This is a genomic window from Acidimicrobiales bacterium, assembly GCA_041394185.1.
In the GTDB taxonomy this organism is placed as follows: domain Bacteria; phylum Actinomycetota; class Acidimicrobiia; order Acidimicrobiales; family Poriferisodalaceae; genus JAAETH01.
Map to the genome: position 1 here is coordinate 238,979 of JAWKIQ010000001.1, position 19,612 is coordinate 258,590.

The following is a 19,612-nucleotide window of genomic DNA, read 5'->3' on the forward strand; positions in this document are numbered from 1 at the left end:
TAGTCGAACGACTCCAGGGGGTTGAAAACGTCCCCGCGGGGACGTTTTCTCACGGCTCGTTTCGGTCGTCTCGAGGCCGCGTCCACTGGAGAAGGCGAGGGATCGTAAGCGGACGCCGAGTCAGTGCCGTGCGCTTTCGCCAGCTTCGATGACGATCGGCGAAAGGCCCGATCTGGGGTCGGATAGGGGTCGTCCAGGAGCGGGATCTGACCCCAGAAGCGGCGGCGGCCGCACCGACGGCGACTGAGCCGATCCGGGGCCAGCACGCGGGCGCTGCGCTCGCACTGCACATGCGCCCCGAAATGATGTTGAACTAGCTTTGGAGGGTGGCGGGATCGGCGACAGAAGGGCTCAGGCTTGGCGTCCTCGGGCCCCTGATCGCCTTCGATTCTTCGGGCGCTGAGGTTGTGTTGCCCAGCGCTACGTTGCGCCGTCTGGCGGCGGTTCTCGTCTCCTACGGTGGCGCGGTCGTGTCGTTGCCGTTTCTCGCAGATGTCCTGTCGGTCTCCCCGGCCGCAGTTCGCACGAGCATCGCTCGGCTGCGGCGCCTGATCGGTTCGGACGTCGTGGCTACGGCGGCAATCGGCTACCGGCTGGTCGGGGCGCAAACCGATGTCGGCAGGTTCCGACACGCGGTCGAGACCGAGGGCAACCCGGGGGACCGTTTGGCGACCCTCGAAGCTGCCCTCGAGCTCTGGCGTGGCGACGCATATGCGGAGTTCGCTTCGGAGCCGTGGGCCCTGGCAGAGGTTGTTCAACTGTCTGAGATGCGCAGCCGGGCCGAACTGGAGGTGGCCGACATCCATCTCGAAGAAGGTCGCGGCATGGTTGCACTCGAGCGCCTCGCGCACTTGATCCATCGCGACCCGTTCAGCGATGCACCACGAGCCACACGCATCAGGGCGCTCACGGCGCTTGGCCGTACGGCGGAAGCCACTCGCGAGTACGAGTCTTATCGTCAGTTGCTCGATCAAGAGGTGGGGGTGGCCCCATCGGCCTCCTTGACCCGGCTCGTGCAGTCGATCCTCGCAGGTGACTCTGATGCGGTCGAGGCGCTTCGGCCGAGGGTCGCTGCGGTGGCTCGACCCGCTGGGCTGAACCGGCCAGCGCAGCTGCCACGGCCACCAACTCCACTTGTCGGTCGGCAAAGCGAAGTGGCGCAGGTTCGCGGTCTGGTGTTCGAACGATCGCTCGTGACGCTGACAGGACCAGGGGGAGTGGGTAAGACCCGAATCGCCCAGCACGTGGCCATGGAGGTCGCTGCGAGTGGCACCGAAGTCGTCTGGGTCGATCTCGCTGTGGTCGGGTCCGACGACCTGGTCGCGGAGGCGGTGCTGGCGGTTCTAGCCCCGGCGGCACCTCCCGGCCGAGACCCCATGACAGCCTTGTCGCTCGAGGCTTCGACCCGTGACCAGATGCTGGTCGTGCTCGACAACGCCGAGCATGTTGCGAACGGTGCGAGTTCGGTCGTTTCGACGCTGGTCGATTGTGGCGTCCTTTGTGTCTTGGCCACGAGCCGCGTGCGCCTCGGCCTTACCGCAGAACGCGAGTACCTGGTCCGGCCCCTGGGTCTTCCTCCGGCCACGGTCGAAGACGCAGCCGAACTCGAGAAACACCCCGCGACAGCACTGTTCCTGAACCGCGTCGAGGACGCCGGTGGGTCGGTCGAGTTTGATCCTGGTTCGGTGGCGGCAGTGGTTGCGATATGTCGTCGCCTCGACGGCATTCCGCTGGCCATCGAGTTCGCCGCCGCACACGCCAGGCACCTTCCCCTGGCGAAGGTTCTCGAGGGTCTTTACGGACCGGTATCTCTGCTGACGGTGGACAACACCGACACGACTCCTCGGCATCGCACGATAGAGCGAAGCATCGAGTGGAGCATCTCGTTGCTTTCGGACGACCAAGCGAGTGCGCTCGAATGTCTGGCGGTGTTCAACGCCCCGTTTGTCCTGGATGCGGCAACGGCAGTGATAGGCGACCGGTCGACTCGGGGACGAGACCTGCTGGTTGCCCTGGTTGACCGCAACCTCGTCCAGTTCGACCCGGGTTCGGGTCGGTACCGCCTCCTCGAGCTGGTCAGAGAGTATGTAGACCGTAGGTGCGACCCAGCCCAGCGCAGGCAGGCTCGCACCCGCCACATGGAGTACTTCACTCAATGGGCGACCGACGTGGGTGCAGGACGTCGCGGCATTCGACGCGAGCCGGTGTTGGCCGAGATGCAACACGTGGTCACCGCGATGGCGTGGGCGCGAGAGAACGATCCAAGATCGGCTTTCGCAATCTGCGCAGGTTTGGCGAGCTTCCGCAGCACCCTGGGACACCATCGCGAGTTGGCCGACACCTGGAACTGGTTGGTCACCACCGAGTTCGACGCGGACCTTCGTCCCGCCTGGGCCGAGGCTACGGCAAGCCTCCTCGCTGCGGCGACCGGCGCCCAGATCGATGTCACCGATGTGCTTCCGATCGTGGCGGCTTGCGTTCCTGAGGATTCGTCGCGGGCCAGAGGTTGGCTGAACCGCGGCACTGCAATGGTCCCGGCCTATCGCGGCAACATGGAGCCGATCTGCTCTTATGTCGATCAGGTGATCGAGCGTGGCGACGATCCAGAGGTGTCGGTTTACGCGGGCTTTGCCGTGTACATGCTCGCCATGTCGGGTCAGCTGGATCGTGCCGACACCTACCTCGCTGCCGTCAAGGCGATGATCGAACGGCACCGTACCGAGTTCACCGTCGATTCGGTCGGCAACGGGTTCGCCGGAGCCATTCACGTCGAGCTTGCGAGAGGACGGTGGGGAACGGCGCTGTCTGCCGTCGGGACCGAGATGCCTGCGGATCCGGCATTCACGGCCACGGCAGCAGCCGCGATAGCTCAAGCGGGAGCAAGTCTTGGCCGGACGGAACTGGTCGACCTCGCAGTCCGATGGTCTGAACGCGGAACCCTTCAGATCCTGGGCTTCCTCGAACCTCTCGTCCGCCACTACGCCGCCAGCATCCGCGGCGACGTCGCAGGCTCTGCCGACGCAGCCGAAGCCTTCTGGGAGATGGCGTATGTAGTACCCATCAGCCACATCAACCAGGTCGGCACGGTCGTGTCGGCGCTGGTGGCGGCCGGTCGGCTCGACGCAGCCCGGTCGGCCATAGACACCGCTTCATCAGCCGTAGCGGCCATGAACGAAGTGCCCTTGTTGAGCTGTTTGACCCACTGGTCCGAGGCTTTACTCGAACTGAGCTACGACCGCCATGCCAAAGCGCTCGCGGTCGGTCGACAAGCGCTCGAGGCAGCTATCGGCCACGGGTTCGCTCTGGTCATGATCGACTCCTTGGAAGTTCTGGCCCTTGCGGCTACAGGTGTTGGCCGGACCCAGATCGCGGCCAGCCTGGCGGCTGCCGCGGCACGCGAGCGCAATCGAACCGGCTATGTCCGCTCGCAAGTCGCCGGGATGCCGAACCAAACCGACCTCGCACGTATCGCTGTGGGGGCCGAGACGTTGACGGTTGGCGATTTGGTAGCTCAAGTCGACAGGGCACTCGAGGCCTGACCCACGCTGCTGGTGTCGTGCACCTGCAACCGCCGATTCCAACCCGGACGCGATGCTCAGGTGACGCGTGACTGACGCGGCCTGCTGCGAGCCTTCGCCAACAAAGGCCTTTGGGGGGCATTGCGAGCGGTCAACCAAGGTCAAGTGATTCGTTCGGCGAAGCCACGAAGGAGCTCAGTGACGTGTTGACACTCGGTTGTGGAGCCTGTGAGGCTCAAGCGCCTCTGGGGAGTCGATTCTGTCCTTCTTGCGGCACAGAGCTGGCGGAGCCGGGCGAGAGTCATCTTGCAACAGCCGACCAGTCGCGAGAAGAGCGACGTCTGGTGACAGTGCTGTTCTCTGACGCGTCGGGTTACACGACGCTGGCCGAGACACTGGATCCCGAACTCGTTCGTGAGCTGATGGGGGCCATCTACTCGAAGGCGAGTGACATCATCAACCGCTACGGCGGTCGGGTCGACAAGCTGATGGGCGACGCGGTCCTGGCGGTGTTCGGGGATCCGGTAGCTCACGAGGACGATGCTGAGCGCGCGGTTCGAGCCGCCATAGAGCTACACGAAGCTGTCGACGAACTGCGCCCTCGTTTCGAAGCAGCAGCGGGTACGAGCTTCGAGATGCACAGCGGCATCAACACGGGTGTGATCGTCACCAGCGATATGGAGAGTGATCGGCTCAGCGGGCCGCTTGGTGACATGGTCAACGTCGCCGCCAGGCTTCAGGGGAAGGCCCAGAGTGGCGAGATCCTGATCGGACCAGACACCGCCCGTCTGATCGGTCCGCGGTTCGAGCTGACAGACCTCGGGTCGATCGAGCTGAAGGGAAGACGAGACGCAGTCCAGGTGCACCGGGTCGAGCGAACTGCAGCAGCACAGCCATCTCGACTGGCGTCTGCCTTCGTGGGGCGCAAGGAGGAACTGGGTGTTCTTCTGGGCGCCGCCGATGCCTTGCGCGACGGCCGATCGAGTGTGGTGACCATTTGCGCCGAGGCCGGCGCCGGCAAGACCCGCCTGCTCGAGGAGTTCAGGGCCAACGCCGAAGGCGACGTGCGATGGCTCGAAGGTCGTGCCTACCCTTACACGGCGGACACGCCCTATGCCGCGCTCATCGACCTGCTCAACCGGGTAGCTCGCATCGACGAGAACGATCGGGCCGCCGAGGTCAAAGCCAAGCTCGACGACATGGTTGCAGCGGTACTGCCCGATGACACCGAGGCGGCCGCGGTCATCGGTCACCTGTATGGCCTCGAAGTAAATCGGACGATCGACCTCGAGGCCTTTCGGACGAGGCTCTTGGACGTGCTCGGGAGATTGCTGGACGAGGTAGCAAGGCAAGGGCCGACAGTTCTCATCTTTCAGGATCTGCATTGGGTCGACCCATCGACGGCGTCTCTGATCCGCAGGCTCGTGACCTCGCTGTCGGCGCCTCTGTTGACGGTCTGCAACTTTCGGCCCGGCTTCACCCTCGGGGTCGAGGGCGAGAGGGCCCTTCAGTTGGGTGTGCTGTCGCGCCGCGAAACAGGCGCTTTGGTCGAGTCCCTGCTCGACAGCGCAGTGCCGCCGGACGGGTTGGTCGCTTGGCTCGCAGACAGAACCGATGGCAATCCGTTCTTCGTCGAGGAGATCGTCAACAGTCTCATCGACAAGGAGGTTCTCGTTCGCACTGACGCGGGCTGGAGCCTTGCGGGAGCCCTAGCCGACGACACGGTGCCGCCGACGATCAGAGGTCTGCTGGCGGCACGTATCGATGGTTTGAGCCCCGATGCCAGACGGGTGCTGCGAGAGGCATCGGTCGTCGGGAGGGAGTTCCTGTATCGCATCATGGCGTCGGTCACAGACACGCCCGCAGATCTCGAGTCTGGAATTGCGCGTCTGTCGGCCGCCGACTTCATCCGCGAGAACAACCTCGACCCCGAACTCGAGTACATCTTCAAGCATGCGCTGACGCAAGAGGTGGCCTACGAAGGTCTTCTGATTCGCGATCGTCAACGCCTTCACGAGCGTGTCGCCCAGGGCATCGAGCTGCACCTGAGCGATCGGATCGACGAGTTCGTGGACACTCTGGCGTACCACTACGAACGAAGCGGTCATGTCGTCGAGGCAGTCCGGTACCTACGAAGTGCGGCAAAGAAGGCCGTCGACCGCTTCGCCGTCGAGGAAGCAGATCGCAAATACGCCGCCGCCTATGCCCTTCTGACCGCCGAAGAGGCTGTCGGCGTTGTGATCTCGGCAGACGATCGAGATCGACTGCTACTCGAGGTGTTGACCGATTGGGCCGTCGTCTTCTACTACAGCTGCGACCTTCACCGTTTCGACGCCCTTTATGAGCGACACCGCGAGTTGGGCGATGCGGTTGGCGACGACACCCTTGCCGCCCGCTGGAATGCTTGGGCGGGAATGCTGACCTGGTTGCATCGCGCCGACAATCGCGCCGCCGGGCAGATGCTGCTGGGCGCCATCGAGCGGGCCCAGAAGGTGGGTGATCCGGTTGCTGAGGGGATGGCGCGAAGCTGGATGGTCTGGATCGACTGGACCAGTGGGCGAGTCCGCGAAGCGATCGACGCATGGCCTGTCGTTCAGGAGCTGCTGCCGCAGATCGACGATCCGGCAACACGACTCTACGTAGAGATGAAGACACTCGGTGGAGCCGCCACAGCTTCTGCATTGGCCGGCGATCTCACCTTCGCTCGGGAAACGGTCGAGCACCTGTTTGCCATCGGCCGCGCCACAGGCAACCTCCGAGCGACGGCGCTGGGCTATGGGGTCGAACTCGTGGTTCACATGTGTTTGGGTGGATTCGAGGCCGCTGTCGCGTCTTGCGATGCATGCATAGCCACCGATGTAGACCCGGTATACAGCGAGGTGACCAAGCTGTGGGCGGCGGGCATTGCTCTGTTCCTCGATGACCCCGACGAAGCGAGACGCCGGCTCGAAGTTGGCAGCGCAAGAGTCGACGAGCTCGGGATGGGCTGGGTCGATCGGTATTACCGGTACATGTCAGCTGAGCTCGACATCGTCGAGGGTCACCTCAGCCGTGGCTTCCGCTCTCTCGACGAGCAGAAGGAGGGGTGTGAACAGTCCGGCCTCGCCTGGGGAGCAGCCCAGATCGACCTGTTCATAGCCACCTCGCTGGCGCGGGTAGCAACCGGCGAGGTTCAAGGCTCGCTGGGGGACGCTCTTCGAAACCCCGGCTTCGTGCGAAGGTTTGGTATAGGCACGGCCAAGAAGGCACGGGCTCGACTCGAGGCACTCGACTCCGCGAACGAGTGTTCGTTCGCAAGTGTCCGTCCGATGATCAGGCTGGAACTTGCGAAGCTCGAGCTCCATGAACACAACCAGAAACGCGCGCGTGAGCACCTCGACTTCATCCTCGACCTGCTCGCTGGCGAGCCCGAATCCCCGTTGCTACTCGAAGCCCAAGCCCTGTTGCCCAACGCCTAGAGAACTTCGATGCCGACGGACAGCCGTTCGTCGCCTCGATCGCTGTGTCGAAGTCGTCGCCTCCCGGCGACGGTGGACCGACTATGGGGTTGTTGGTCTGGAAGCCAGCACGCAGAACTCGTTTCCCTCAGGATCGGCCAGCACCACCCACGGGACATCTCCCTGGCCGACATCGAGCCGCGAAGCACCGAGCCCGATCAGCCGCTCGACTTCGGCCTCCTGATCGTCTGGACGGAGGTCGATGTGAAGACGGTTCTGGCCCACCTTGGGTTGGTCGTTCGGAACGAACAGAATCCCGGGTAACCGACCGGGCTCTGGCTGGATCTCGGACACGACCGGACCGTCGTCGACGATCACCCACCCAAGAACCTCGCGCCACCAGCGACCAAGCGAAACCGGGTCACGAGAGGCGACTATCACTTGCTCCCATTGGACACTCACGACCTGAACTGTAGACCGGGCAGGAACCACGAACCCCCGTCACGCTCTTGACCGCACGGCTCCGAGGAGCCGTCCACTAGCTTCGCTGTCTGATGACCGAAACGGCGGGTTGGCTACTACGAGTCGCTCAACTTCAACAGCCCGATGACCGAGGACTCCGCCGATCGTCTGGTCGGCGAGTTGGCAGCTACCGACCCCAGACGCGTTCTCGATGTCGGGTGCGGGTGGGCCGAGCTGCTTCTCAGGCTGCTGGCCACCTGCCCTAACGCCACGGGCCACGGTGTCGATCGTGACGACGTTCTCATCGACCGGGCCAAACGCAACGCTGACGACCGCGACCTCTCGTCCAGAGTGTCCTTCAGCTCCTCACTCGACGGTCAGGACCCTGTCGACCTGGTTCTCAACATCGGAGCCGAGCATGTCTTCGGCGACTTGGATCGAGCGCTCGTAGAGCTGCACAAACTCGTACTTCCCGGTGGTCGGCTCCTGCTCGGAACGCTGTTCTGGGAGCAGCCGCCACCCTCGGACCTTGTCGAGGCCATGGGCGAATTGCCGAACCTCATCGGTCTGGTGGATGCTGCGACCTCGGTTGGCTGGCGCCCGCTGGGACTCAAGGTCGCGTCGCTCGATGACTGGGACCACTTCGAGTTCGGCTATCTGATGGATTGGGAGCAGCAAGTCATGGCGCCCACAACGCAGGCCGCCGCCGACCGGGCGGCAGAGGATGCCGACGCCCGCCGTCTCAGCTACCTGCGTCGCCGAGGGATTCTGGGCTTCGCGTTCCTGACACTCGGGCGACCCGGTCGATCACCTCAGGGTGGATGACGCTCCCAGCAAGAAGCTCACATCGGCGGGGTCGCCACTAAAGTCGGCGAGTGGCCCGGTTGATGACTGGGATCGGGGTCATGCGTCGAAGGCTAGCTGGAGGTCCCAGTGCGCAGCGCTAACGGAGGGTGGCGGTATGGCTGGTGTCGGGGGCATCGCAATAGCGGATGCGGTGGCGGGCGAGTTGCCAAGAGTGTGTGTCGCGACCGGTGCGGTATCGGACAGCTTCTTGGAGGTCGATGTCTACACGTGGCCACTGCGGCGCTGGTGGTTTCTCCTGCTGTTCGGCGGACCACTGGGATTGGTGACCCTCGTGGCACTTCTCTGGGCTAGCCCGCAGATCTCGGTCCGGCTTCCAATGACCGAATCTTCGGTCGATCGCCACCTGAGCGTCCGGCAGCGCAAACGCCTCAGCTGTTGCGCATTGGCCATTCTTGCGCTGGCCAATGCGTTGGCAATCGGCAGCGTGGAGGCGCCGACCCCTGTGATTGCGGTTCTCGTTGCGGCCCTGCTCCTGAGCGCCGTCGCAACAGGTCGCTACCTTCTTCTCACAGTTGGCACTGACATCGAAGTCGTCATCGATCGTTCGACCGGGACTCTGAAGCTCGACTTCGTCTCGGCCGAGTTCGTTCGGGCATATGAAGCTGGCGTCGTCAACCCAGAGCGAGAGGTATCCGGTTGCGGAGCGAGCAGCTGAAGTCGGTCTGGGTGGGCCAGCCCTGGCGTGTCGTTCTCAGAGACCTGGGGTTGGACGAACTGGCGGTCTTACGTCGTGCCGGCCAGCCGTCGAACCTGTTCGCCGGCGATGGTTCCTGGATCTCGGTCGACGAGTTCTACGCGCTGTTCGACGCTGTCGAGGCCGAGGCCGGCGATCCTCTGGTCGCTGTGAGGGGAGGCACGATCTTGTCGGCCGAACTCTTCGATCCGGCCTATTTTGCGGCGATCTGCTCCGCCGACCTGAACTCGGCCTTGAGCCGTCTCGGAGAGCACATGCGCCTCGTCGGGCCATTCAGTCTCGACGTCGAGGTAGCGGACAACGAGACGCGTGCCTGGTGCCGATGCAAACACCGGCCCGATGTGGCGCGGGGGCTGGGTCTTTCCCAGTTGGCGTTCCTCGTCGCATTGGCTCGTCGCGCCACCCGCCATCGGATCGTGCCGAAGAGGGTCACGGTCGCCGGGTCGGCGGACGCCCTGGGCGACTCCAGCGACTTCTTCGGGTGTCGCCTGTCGAGTGGAGATGTGCACGAGGTGGTCTTCGATGCGGCCGACGCACGGCGACCGTTCCTCACCCACAACGAGGAGATGTGGGAGGCATTCGAGCCCGGTCTGCGGAGGCGAATGGCCGAGGCGGGGCAGCGTCGTTCGTCGACCGAGGAGGTCGAACAGGCGCTCTTCGAGCTTCTTCCCAGCGGCCGAAGCGGAATGGCCGACGTTGCGCGAGAGATTGGCATCGGGGGTCGGACACTGCAGCGTCGCCTGGCGGCGGAGGGCACCACCTGGCTCGAGGTGCTCAACCACACGCGGGAACGATTGGCCCGCTATTACCTCGAATCGACCGAGTTGAACCCGACCGAAATCAGCTTCCTTCTCGGCTTCGACGACCCGAACTCGCTGTTTCGGGCCTTTCACCGATGGACAGGTACAACGCCCGAGTCGTGGCGCACGCAGGTTCGGGGGGCGGGATAGCTCCCCGGCTGGTTCCGCGACTTCGGCAAAGCGAGAATGTCGCATCCGGCTAGCGAGTTGTCACAGCCGGCGAGTGGGCCCGTGTTTCGTGGACCGCAAACTCGATGGCATGACAACTGACCAGGTCCCCGTGATTCGGCGGCACGTCTCGCACGGCCAACCGGTAATACATCAACAGCACAGCTCTGGGCGCTTCTCCCAGTTGGTCGTCGCAGCCACATCGGAGGTCGAGCGATGAACGTCTCCTTCTGGGTCGATCCTGCATGTCCCTGGTGCTGGATGACTGCGCGCTGGGCGGTTGATGTCGTTTCTCCAGCTCGGGACCTGACCATCACCTGGGAACCGATCAGCTTGCTCTTCAAGAACGAGCCCGACGAGGGCAGCGAGTTCTACGCCGCCAACCAGTTCACCCATCGTCTGCTTAGGGTCATGCAGGCCGTGAACGAGGGCGAAGGCAACGATGCGTCGCGGCGCTTGTACTGGCAGTACGGTGCAGTGCTCCACCACGATCGCGTTGACGGCGCAGTCGATATTTCCCAGGTGCTCGCCGGCGGTGCGGGACCATTCCTCGAGGCGGCTGGTCTGCCGTCTTCGTATGCCGAGGCGTTCGAAGACGACTCGTGGGATGCGGTGATCCGCGAGCGTATGCAGGTGGGGCTCGAACTCGTAGGCAACGACGTGGGTACCCCGATCATCGCCTTCGAAACACCCGCGGGGCCCAAGGGCGTGTTCGGTCCGATCATGAGCCGCATGCCTGAGGGTGCCGACGGGGTCGAGTTGTGGGACGCAATGGTCAAGCTCGCGACCCACGACGGGTTCTGGGAACTGAAACGGACCCGCACCGAAGACCCACACCTTCCGGCGCGACCCTGAGGCGGCTCTAGCCCGATGAGCAACCGCTTGGAGGTGCTCACGTGACCCGGACCTTGTGCTGCGGCTGGTTACGGCGCCGGAGGCTGGGCAGCAACGGTCGCGAGCCATCGGCCCATCGACCTGAGGGCGCTGTCGGCCTCGGGAAGAACACCGGCGAACATGTGCCACACATGCGGCATCTCGTCGTATAGGTGTTCGGTTACGTCGACACCCTGGGCGCGGGCGCGTTCGGCAAATCGGGTCGTGTCGTCGCGCAAGATCTCCGCTCGACTGGCTTGAAGCAGAATCGGAGGCAGGCCGTGCAGGTCGGCGAACAGGGGAGAAGCGTAGGGGTGATCGAACCGGGACGGGCCCGCGTATAGATCGGCCGAGTATCGAAGTCCGTCAGCGGTCAGCATCAGGTCTGTCGCAGCGCAAGTCGTCACGGACGACCCAGATGCCGTGAGATCGGTCCATGCCGACAGCGCTATCGCCGCCACCGGGAGGGCGACGTCCTGGTCTCGGAGCGCGACGAGCGTGGCCAGGGCGAGCCCACCGCCCGCAGAGTTGCCGGCGACCGCGATCCGTTTGGCGAGAACACCGGAGTCGAGCAACCATCGATAGGTGGCGACCGTGTCATCGACCGCCGCTGGGAACGGGTGCTCGGGGGCGAGCCGGTAGTCGATCGACAGGACGCGGCGTCGGGTCGCGTCAGACAGCAGCGACGAGAACCATCGATTGGTTGCGAGTGACCCGATCGAGTAGGCGCCGCCGTGCAGGCTCACCAAGACGTCTTCACTGTCGGCTCCGGGGGCGACCACCCACTCGGCGGGAACGCCGTCCGCATCGACGGGCGCGATGGTCGTGCCGGTCAACGGGGCCGATGCGCTCTGTTCCATCACTTGGCGCTGTTCGGCGACCGTCAATCCATCGAGTGAAAACGACCCCAGCAGGTCGTTGACGAACTCCAACTCTTCGCTGGCCATGACGACCCCCCTGTTGCTAGCGCCGCCTCAGCGATCGCGCCAGTGCAGCTCGTTCAAACGGTATGGGCGCTGTCAATCGGCCAGGAAACGGCGGGTCTGGGTCAAGAACTCGTCCAGCTGGTCATGGTGCGCCCAGTGTCCGGCGCCTTCGATGTTCAGCACCTGCGCGTCCTGAAAGTGATCGATCCGGCCGTCGGTCGCTGGATCCGATGCCCACGACTCGCAACCGCGGACCAGCAGCGTCGGGCACGAGATGCGGCTCCAGAGTGCGTATTGGTCCTCGAACGGCAGCCTGACCGGTGAGAAGTTCCGGACATAGTTGTCGAACTTCCAGCTGAACGTGCCGTCCTCGTTCTGATTGCTGCCATGAATGGTCAGATGGCGCGCTTGCTCTTCGGTCAGGTGAGGGTTCTCGGTCTGCATCCGTTCGAGGGCTTCCTCGAGGCTTGCGTAGCGGCGAGGCAGGCGGCCCGAAGACTTGCGCAGGTTCTGCACCCAGGTGTCGAGTCGCTCGTGGATGGGGACACCGGTCCACTCGGTGAGCATCTCGGGCGGCGGGCCCATGCCCTCGATCACCACCAGCTTCGCCACTGTCTCGGGGTACAGGCCGGCATAGGTCAGCGACACTCCGCCGCCCATCGAGTGGGCGATGATGGTGACCGGGTTCATCTTCTTCTGGTGAATCAGCTGGGCGATGTCGTAGACGTAGTCGACGTGCTGATAGCTGGAGCCGACCGCCCACTGGCTGTCGCCGTGGCCCCGCAGGTCTGGGGCGATGATGTGGTAGTCATCGCGGAAGGCCTGCGCAACCCAGTCCCAGTTGCGACAGTGGTCGCGCCCACCGTGCACCATGAGCATCGCCGGAGCGTCCTCGTTGCCCCAGTCGACATAGTGCAGCCGCAGTCGCTGGGAGAAAAATGAATGGGAAGTGGGGCCTTCCATCGATCCAGACTGCTCCTATGTGACGTCGGCTGGCGGGAACCCTATCGGAGCGGGTGCCGCGGCCGAAGTGTTCGGGTTCGAGACGCCTGACCTGTGGCCGTCGACTGCTTGGTCAGGCCACGATCTCTTCGATCGCCTTTACCAGCGGCCAAGCTCCCGATGATGTGTTCGACAGCACCGAGTACCTCACGCCAGCGCCTCTGAACACGCCCGACTGGAACGAAACGCCAGCGTCCATGCCCTCGATCCAGACGTGGTCGGCGCCGGGGCTGAGCCAGAAACCACGTCCGTACGACCGTGTGTCGTCGCAGACGCTGACTTCGGCCGTCATCATCTCCACGCTCTGTGGAGAAACGATGCGGCCGCCAAAGAGCGCCTCCCAGAACGCAGAGGTGTCGTCGAGCGTGAAGAAGGCGCCGCCGTCGCCCATCCCGACAACCGGCAGGTGAAACACATTGCTGCGCCCGTTGGCCAGGTATCCGAGGGCGGTGTTGGCAGGCAGGTCGTCGGTGCGTGCGAACTGTGCGCAGGACATGGCAGCAGGGGTGAACACATGGTCGCGAACCGCTCGATGATAGGAACCGGTCAACTTCTCGATCACGAGCGACAGCATCACGAACGCACTGTTGTTGTAGGCAAAGCGCTCTCCAGGTGCCGACTGTTGCTCGTGCGCGTTCAGCAGCGGCAGGTAGTCGCTAGCCCTCTCGAGGGTGTGGGCCGACAGCGAACCCAGTATGTGGTCGTCGATGTCGCCGCCTGCAGACTCGTCCAGATAGTCGCCCACCCCCGAGCGGTGGCTCAGAAGGTGGTCGATGGTGACGGCCTCGTCGACAAGCGGCAGGTCGTCGTGGACCACCGACCGCAGCGTCGTGGCCAGTGAGAGGGCTCCGGATTCGACCAGCGACATGACGGTGAGAGCCGTGAGCGCCTTGGTGCCGCTGGCGACAGCAAAGTGGGTCTGCAGATTGTTGACGCGTTCGTTCGCTCGGTCGCTGTGACCACAGGCGAACTCGATGAGTAGTTCCCCCGCCGCTCGGCGCGCACCGCGCCAGAGAAGTCGTGCTCCCGGCGCGCTGTTCAAGCTCGGCGAAGACAATGCTCATCGCAAGATCCTGTCACCACACGGAAGTGTCGCCGCGGCTCTGTGCGAGCTTGTGCCCATACCAACCGGTTGGTATGTTCTCGATATGTCAACGATCAGTCCATGCTTGTGGTTCGACGGGAACGGCCTGGAGGCCGCCGAGTTCTACGTTTCGTTGTTCCCCGAGTCGAAGGTCGACTATGTCAGCCCCGGGCCAGATGGCTCGCCGATCATGGTTGGTTTCACCATGATGGGTCGACCGTTCCAGGCCCTCAACGGTGGGCCGCAGTTCCAGTTCAACGAAGCGGTTTCGCTGGTGGTGCCATGTGAGACCCAGGCCGAGGTCGATCACTACTGGGCTGCCTTGACCGATGGTGGGGAAGAGAGCATGTGTGGGTGGCTCAAAGATCGCTTTGGGTTGTCGTGGCAGATCGTGCCGACCCAACTCGGCGAGATTCTCGGCGATCCCGACCCTCAGCGGGCGGGGCGAGCCACCAGGGCCATGCTCCAGATGCAAAAGCTCGACGTGGCTGCGCTGCGTGCTGCCGCAGACGGCGCCGATGCCTGAACCGTCGGCGGGTTCGGCGCCGCCGCGGGGTGGCGCTCGAGTGGCGTTGCTCGATGCAGCGCTGCGGTTGATCAGAGCCCAGGGTTACACGCGACCACCGTCGATGATCTGTGCGAGGCGGCGGGGGTGACAAAGGGAGCCTTCTTCCACCATTTCGCCACGAAGGAAGACCTCGCTGTCGCTGCTGCTGACTACTGGTCCGAGACCACCGGTGCCCTGTTCGCGGCCGCGCCCTACCACGAGCCCCAGAATCCGGCCGATCGGGTATTCGGATACCTCGACTTCAGGGCTTCGCTGGTCGCCGGGCATCCTGCGGAGTTCACCTGTCTGGTGGGGACCATGACCCAGGAGGCATTCGAAAGCAGTCCGGCGGTTCGCGATGCGTGCGCAGCGAGCATCTTCGGGCACGCAGCGACCCTCGAAGCCGACCTGGCAGCCGCGCTGGCGGCCAGCGATGGCGAGGTCGAGGTCAGCGCGGCCAGCTTGGCTCGTCACACCCAGGCGGTGCTCCAGGGCGCTTTCGTTTTGTCCAAAGCCGCCAATGATCCGGCGCTGGTGCTCGAAGCGATCGACCATCTGCGTCGCTACCTCGAATGTGTCCTCGGACACCCATCAACTCAACCGACCTGATCCGAAAGGACGCTGACTTGTCTGCAGAAGAGATCGACCAGTACCTCGCCACGCTCGACGAACCGAAACGAAGCACTCTGAACTCGCTCCGCGAGACGATTCTGGGACTGATACCCGAAGCCGAACAAGGGCTTTCGTACGCTGTGCCGGCCTTCCGGGTCGATGGCAAGCTGATCGCCGGATTCTCAGCGGCGAAAAACCACCTCAGCTATCTGCCCCACAGCGGCGACGTCCTCTCCAAGCTCGACGCGGCAGAGTTGCAAGGGCTCGAGGCGTCGAAGGGTGCACTCAGGTTTCCCGTCGACGCGCCGCCGCCCGAGGCGCTGGTCGCCAGGCTGATCGCTGAGCGCTTCGCCGAAATCAACCGCTGACCAGCACGGTGGCCTTGCCTCTGACGGCGGATTGAGGACCCGAGCCCAACGGCTCTGTTCCCACCGCCGGCCCGGGTGGATGCTTGAGGCATGGGAGTCATGAACACGATCGTGGTTCGCCTACTCGATTCGCCGTTGCACAGGTTGATGTCGGGGTCGACCGATGTGATCCGCTACGCAGGGCGCCGTTCCGGGAAGACCATCACCCTGCCTACCCAGTACGCGGCACGTGGCGAAGACGTGATCATCTTGGTCGGACGTCCCGACTCGAAGTCATGGTGGAGAAACTTCAGCGAAGACCGCGACATCGAGGTCCTGATCAAACGCCGATGGTTGGAGATGGTCGGTCGCGCCGTCGTGGGCAGCGTCGATCCAGAGGTCGCTGAGCCTCTGTTGGATGCCTACCTTGCCAAGTTTCCGCGGGCTGCCCGAGTGCTCGGGCCCGACGACGGGCACCGGGTCGAGCGAGCGGTCTTGGTGTGGTGCCGACCCAGAGCGAGGTGACCTGCAACGGACACCGCCGCCAGCGTCGCTATGCCCCTAGGGTTTGGGTATGACCCACACCTCACGCCAAGTCAACCTCGCGTCGCGCCCCGAAGGCATGCCAGTCCCTTCGAACTTCGAGGTGGTCGAGGTGCCCGTTCGGGCCGCCGGAGATGGGGAGGTCGTCGTCAGAAATCTGTTCATGTCGGTGGACCCCTACATGAGGGGCCGGATGAACGATGTGAAGTCATACGTGCCGCCGTTCCAGATCGGCCAGCCCCTCGAAGGTGGTGCGGTCGGCGAGGTGATCGAGTCGAATTCTTCGGATGTGGCCGTCGGAGACCACGTAGTTCACGGCCTCGGTTGGCGTGAAATCGCGGTTGTGCCCGCCGCCCACACTCAGCCGGCAGCCATCGTCGAAGGCGTTTCGCTCTCTGCCAACCTCGGAGTGCTTGGTATGCCCGGCATGACCGCGTACGCCGGTCTGTTCGACGTTGCCGCCTTCGAGGAGGGCGACGCTGTGTTCGTTTCTGGTGCTGCTGGCGCAGTGGGTTCCCTGGTCGGTCAGTTGGCGAAGCTCAAGGGTGCGTCGCTGGTGGTCGGGTCGGCCGGTTCCGACGACAAGGTTGCTTGGCTCACAGACGAACTCGGCTTCGACACCGCTTTCAACTACAAGTCAGGCCCGGTTCTGAACCAGCTGACCGCAGCTGCCCCCAACGGCATCGACGTCTATTTCGACAATGTTGGCGGCGATCACCTGCAGGCTGCGATCCATGCCCTCAAACCCCACGGCCGGGTGGCCCTGTGTGGCGCTATCTCGATGTACAACAACACCCAGCCCGCACCAGGTCCGAACAACCTCAGCTTGGCCATCGGCAAACGCCTGAATCTGCGCGGCTTCATCGTGAGTGACCACGCAAACATGCGCGAAGACTTCATAAGCGAAGTCGGAGGATGGCTCGCCGACGGCACCATCAAGTCGAAAGAGACGATCGTGGTGGGCATCGACGGCGCCGGCGAGGCGTTCATCGGGATGCTCGCCGGAGCCAACACCGGCAAGATGGTCGTCGAACTCTGACAGGTGCCTAGCGGGCGACCCGCCTAGCGCGGGAACCTCTGGTGGGTGAGGATCAGGCGTGAATCGAGCACGGCTGCAGTGCGCGCCGAGGCTGCGGTTTCGTAGATCTCGGAATTGGCCATACGGCGGAAGTCGTCGATCGAGGGATAGGCGACGAGCAGTATGCGATCCCAGCTCTCGTCGGCGGGCCCGATGATGGTGGCCTTGCCCTCACCGTCCCAGATGATGTTGCCGGGGAAGTCGTCGCTGTTCATGGTCGTCATCCGTCGTCCGTATTCGGCGTAGGCCTCTTCGCCGGTCATACCGTCGCAGCCCAAGCCTTCGATGGCGGTGTCGCGGTATCGGATCAGGTTCAGCATCACGATCGGATCCTCGGCGGTCCCGGCTTGGGAGCCGGCCCACCGCCTCATGCCATCGCCGACATTGACCGTTTGGCCCATCAACACGAGCCGCGAGTCGGCCACAGCTGCCGTTCGGGCCTTGGCCGCCTGCTGGTAGAGGTCGGAGTCGAGCATTTCGCGGAAGATCGTGACCGACTCGTAGCCGACCAGGAGCACCATGTCCCATTTCTCCTCATCGGGTCCGATGTAGGTGCGACCGGCATCACCAACCCAGAACGGGTTGCCTGGGAAGTCAGCGGCCAGGGCCCTCAGCCGCCGTCCGTATTCGGCGTAGGCCTCTTCGCCGGTCATGCCGTCGCAGCCCAAGCCTTCGACTGCGGTGTCGCGATAGCGGATCAGGTTCAGCATCACGATCGGAACGTCTGGATCTGCTTCGCTGAGCAGCCTCCACTGGTCTTCGGTGCGATCTACATGCATGTCGGCAGACTAAGCGATCCGCTAGGGCAGCTACTGATGAGCCGGCGGTTTAGAGGCGGCAGCGAAGCTCTCGTTGATCACCTTGGCGATGGGCTGATCACCATGGGCGTCTTGCCAGCGGGTGAACGCGACATCGAGAGTGGCGAGCGCAATCGCGGCGGTGACGTCGTCGGCGATGCCGGGTGCGTCGCGGCCGTCGATCAGGGCGAGGGCGGTCGCGAGTTCGGAGCGGTTGGTCGCTTCGTTCTGGGCTGCGACACCGAGGATGGACGGGTGGCCGTAGACCAGTTTGAGGCGTCGCAAGAGCAGGTCGGTGTCGTCGCGCTGACCGTAGGCGGCCACCGCTGCGTCGCGAAACGCCTCGAGGGGTGGCTGTTCGACGAGGCGATGCGCTAGCTCGGCGTCGATGGTGCCATCGAACTCGTCCCACAAGACGATGGTCTCCTTGTTGCCGAAGTGGCGGTAGATCGTGGCGGTCGATACACCGCTCGCCGCAGAGATGGCGTCGATGGTGGTGTCGTCGTACCCGTTGCGTTCGAACAGGTCGATCGCGGTGCCTTGGACGAGGCGCATGGCGGTTAGCCGTTGGCGCTGTCGGAGCCCCATCGCCTTCTTCATGCTGACCATCCTATCAAACTGATAGTAGCCATCAATTTGATGGACTCTACGGTAGAGTCGAGTGATGGCCGCCGTCACCCCGACACCTCGCCGCCCGACCGCTGGCAAACGGATCATCGGGCTCGACATCGCCCGCGCGTTTGCCATCGTCGGAATGGTCATCGTCAACTTCAAGGTCACCATGAGCGCCGAGACCGACGGCCCTCAATGGCTGCGGTCGTTCGCCGCCGTGTTCGATGGTCGTGCGGCCGCGACCTTTGTGGTTCTTGCCGGCATCGGCGCCAGCCTCGGGTCTAGACGTCAACGCGACTCGGGTTCGCCGGCAGCGAGGAGGGCTGCCCAATGGACCCTCGCCAAACGTGCCCTGTTCCTGTTCGTCATCGGCTGGGCGTTCTATCCGATCTGGCCTGCCGACATCCTCCACTACTACGGCATTTACCTCGCAATCGGCGCCGTCGTCTTGTTCGCTTCCAGCGAGCGACTGCTCGCGCTTGCTGTTGCAGTGATCGTGGCTTCCTTCGTTTTCGTCATCGCCTTTGATCCCTTCGCCAACTGGGATCTCGACGACTACTCGTACCGAGGCATCGACACAGTCGAGGGATTCATCCGCAACCTGTTCCTAGACGGCTTCCACCCCGTGCTTCCATGGGTCGCGTTCTACTTGTTCGGCATGTGGCTCGGCCGGACCGACTTGCGCGACTCGGCTTGGCGGCGCCTGCTCGTCATCCGTGCCGCCATCATCGTGGTCGCGACAGAGGCAGCTGCATGGATCGTGCTCGGGCCGAAAGGCTCCGACCTGAGCGAATTGGACGACCAGAGCTGGCGGTGGCTGTTCTCGGTCGAGCCGATCCCGCCGCTTCCGCTTTACCTCGCGGCCGGAGCGGGAACCGCAGTGCTGGTCATCGTCGGGTCGATCTGGATAGGCGACCATGTCTCTGATCGACTCACCGAGCCGCTCGTGTCGACCGGTCAGCTGGCGCTCACCATCTATGTCGCCCACGTCCTGATCGGAATGGGAACTCTGGAAGCGATGGGTCGACTGGAAGACCAGACACTCGGCTGGGCGGTGCTCACCGGTCTCGCTTTCAGCGGGGCCGCTGTCGTCGCGGCGTGGGCGTGGCGACGTCGGTTTGCGCGCGGACCGCTCGAGGCCGTGATGCGACGAATCGCCGGATGAGTATCCGTCTCCACCCGCCCGGGCTGCCTGACCTTTCGACCTGACCCGATTCACTCCGGCTGAGGTCGTGCTCACGCCGA

Annotated in this window: 17 protein-coding genes and 1 pseudogene; 12 read left to right on the forward strand and 6 right to left on the reverse strand. The window is 64.0% G+C overall.

Features of this window, described 5'->3' with window-relative positions:
- Positions 1 to 326 precede the first annotated feature (326 nt).
- Together R2770_01145 and R2770_01150 are read left to right on the forward strand one after the other, a co-directional pair.
- The gene (locus tag R2770_01145; GenBank protein ID MEZ5279051.1) at positions 327 to 3,539 is read left to right on the forward strand and encodes a BTAD domain-containing putative transcriptional regulator; all 3,213 of its coding nucleotides are present in this window, start codon (positions 327 to 329) and stop codon (positions 3,537 to 3,539) included.
- A gap of 323 nt (positions 3,540 to 3,862) precedes the next feature.
- The gene (locus R2770_01150; protein ID MEZ5279052.1) at positions 3,863 to 6,976 is read left to right on the forward strand and encodes an AAA family ATPase; all 3,114 of its coding nucleotides are present in this window, start codon (positions 3,863 to 3,865) and stop codon (positions 6,974 to 6,976) included.
- 81 nt (positions 6,977 to 7,057) lie between these two features.
- On the opposite strand, the gene R2770_01155 is transcribed toward R2770_01150, so the two are convergent.
- Complete coding sequence (locus R2770_01155; protein MEZ5279053.1) at positions 7,058 to 7,417, reverse strand: VOC family protein; 360 nt, start codon at positions 7,415 to 7,417, stop codon at positions 7,058 to 7,060.
- Between the two features lie 144 nt (positions 7,418 to 7,561).
- Here R2770_01155 and R2770_01160 point away from each other — a divergent pair, with 144 nt between their 5' ends.
- The 4 genes from R2770_01160 (at position 7,562) to R2770_01175 (ending at position 10,801) form a co-directional block, all read left to right on the forward strand.
- The gene (locus R2770_01160; GenBank protein ID MEZ5279054.1) at positions 7,562 to 8,242 is read left to right on the forward strand and encodes a class I SAM-dependent methyltransferase; all 681 of its coding nucleotides are present in this window, start codon (positions 7,562 to 7,564) and stop codon (positions 8,240 to 8,242) included.
- 229 nt (positions 8,243 to 8,471) lie between these two features.
- The gene (locus R2770_01165) at positions 8,472 to 8,939 is read left to right on the forward strand and encodes a hypothetical protein (protein MEZ5279055.1); all 468 of its coding nucleotides are present in this window, start codon (positions 8,472 to 8,474) and stop codon (positions 8,937 to 8,939) included.
- On the forward strand, positions 8,921 to 9,928 hold the full coding sequence (locus R2770_01170) for an AraC family transcriptional regulator ligand-binding domain-containing protein (GenBank protein MEZ5279056.1): 1,008 nt from the start codon (positions 8,921 to 8,923) through the stop codon (positions 9,926 to 9,928). The genes R2770_01165 and R2770_01170 overlap by 19 nt, the downstream gene beginning before the upstream one ends.
- A 234-nt stretch (positions 9,929 to 10,162) precedes the next feature.
- Positions 10,163 to 10,801: a hypothetical protein gene (locus tag R2770_01175; GenBank protein MEZ5279057.1), complete on the forward strand. Its 639-nt coding sequence runs from the start codon at positions 10,163 to 10,165 to the stop codon at positions 10,799 to 10,801.
- A gap of 68 nt (positions 10,802 to 10,869) precedes the next feature.
- Here the strand turns inward: R2770_01175 and R2770_01180 are convergent, their stop codons facing one another.
- The 3 genes from R2770_01180 to R2770_01190 form a co-directional block, all read right to left on the reverse strand.
- Positions 10,870 to 11,766 (reverse strand): alpha/beta hydrolase, encoded by an 897-nt coding sequence (locus tag R2770_01180; GenBank protein ID MEZ5279058.1) that lies wholly within the window; start codon positions 11,764 to 11,766, stop codon positions 10,870 to 10,872.
- Between the two features lie 72 nt (positions 11,767 to 11,838).
- Positions 11,839 to 12,708: an alpha/beta hydrolase gene (locus tag R2770_01185; protein ID MEZ5279059.1), complete on the reverse strand. Its 870-nt coding sequence runs from the start codon at positions 12,706 to 12,708 to the stop codon at positions 11,839 to 11,841.
- Between the two features lie 112 nt (positions 12,709 to 12,820).
- The gene (locus R2770_01190) at positions 12,821 to 13,789 is read right to left on the reverse strand and encodes a serine hydrolase domain-containing protein (GenBank protein ID MEZ5279060.1); all 969 of its coding nucleotides are present in this window, start codon (positions 13,787 to 13,789) and stop codon (positions 12,821 to 12,823) included.
- Positions 13,790 to 13,895: 106 nt separating this feature from the next.
- On the opposite strand from R2770_01190, the gene R2770_01195 reads away from it, so the two are divergent.
- The 5 genes and pseudogenes from R2770_01195 to R2770_01215 all read left to right on the forward strand — a co-directional run bounded on the left by R2770_01195 (position 13,896) and on the right by R2770_01215 (position 16,919).
- Positions 13,896 to 14,357 carry a VOC family protein gene (locus R2770_01195; GenBank protein ID MEZ5279061.1) on the forward strand — a complete coding sequence of 154 codons (462 nt, stop codon included), beginning with the start codon at positions 13,896 to 13,898 and terminating at the stop codon, positions 14,355 to 14,357.
- 93 nt (positions 14,358 to 14,450) lie between these two features.
- Positions 14,451 to 14,987, forward strand: a pseudogene (locus R2770_01200) (TetR/AcrR family transcriptional regulator).
- 17 nt (positions 14,988 to 15,004) lie between these two features.
- A complete protein-coding gene (locus tag R2770_01205; protein MEZ5279062.1) occupies positions 15,005 to 15,358 on the forward strand; it encodes a DUF1801 domain-containing protein in 354 nt (117 codons plus the stop codon).
- A gap of 99 nt (positions 15,359 to 15,457) precedes the next feature.
- A complete protein-coding gene (locus R2770_01210; protein MEZ5279063.1) occupies positions 15,458 to 15,862 on the forward strand; it encodes a nitroreductase/quinone reductase family protein in 405 nt (134 codons plus the stop codon).
- Positions 15,863 to 15,911: 49 nt separating this feature from the next.
- Complete coding sequence (locus tag R2770_01215; protein MEZ5279064.1) at positions 15,912 to 16,919, forward strand: NADP-dependent oxidoreductase; 1,008 nt, start codon at positions 15,912 to 15,914, stop codon at positions 16,917 to 16,919.
- 23 nt (positions 16,920 to 16,942) lie between these two features.
- On the opposite strand, the gene R2770_01220 is transcribed toward R2770_01215, so the two are convergent.
- Positions 16,943 to 17,737 carry a DUF1330 domain-containing protein gene (locus R2770_01220; protein ID MEZ5279065.1) on the reverse strand — a complete coding sequence of 265 codons (795 nt, stop codon included), beginning with the start codon at positions 17,735 to 17,737 and terminating at the stop codon, positions 16,943 to 16,945.
- Positions 17,738 to 17,767: 30 nt separating this feature from the next.
- The gene (locus R2770_01225) at positions 17,768 to 18,355 is read right to left on the reverse strand and encodes a TetR family transcriptional regulator (GenBank protein ID MEZ5279066.1); all 588 of its coding nucleotides are present in this window, start codon (positions 18,353 to 18,355) and stop codon (positions 17,768 to 17,770) included.
- A gap of 64 nt (positions 18,356 to 18,419) precedes the next feature.
- On the opposite strand from R2770_01225, the gene R2770_01230 reads away from it, so the two are divergent.
- Positions 18,420 to 19,532 (forward strand): heparan-alpha-glucosaminide N-acetyltransferase domain-containing protein, encoded by a 1,113-nt coding sequence (locus R2770_01230; protein ID MEZ5279067.1) that lies wholly within the window; start codon positions 18,420 to 18,422, stop codon positions 19,530 to 19,532.
- The last annotated feature ends 80 nt before the right edge of the window (positions 19,533 to 19,612 follow it).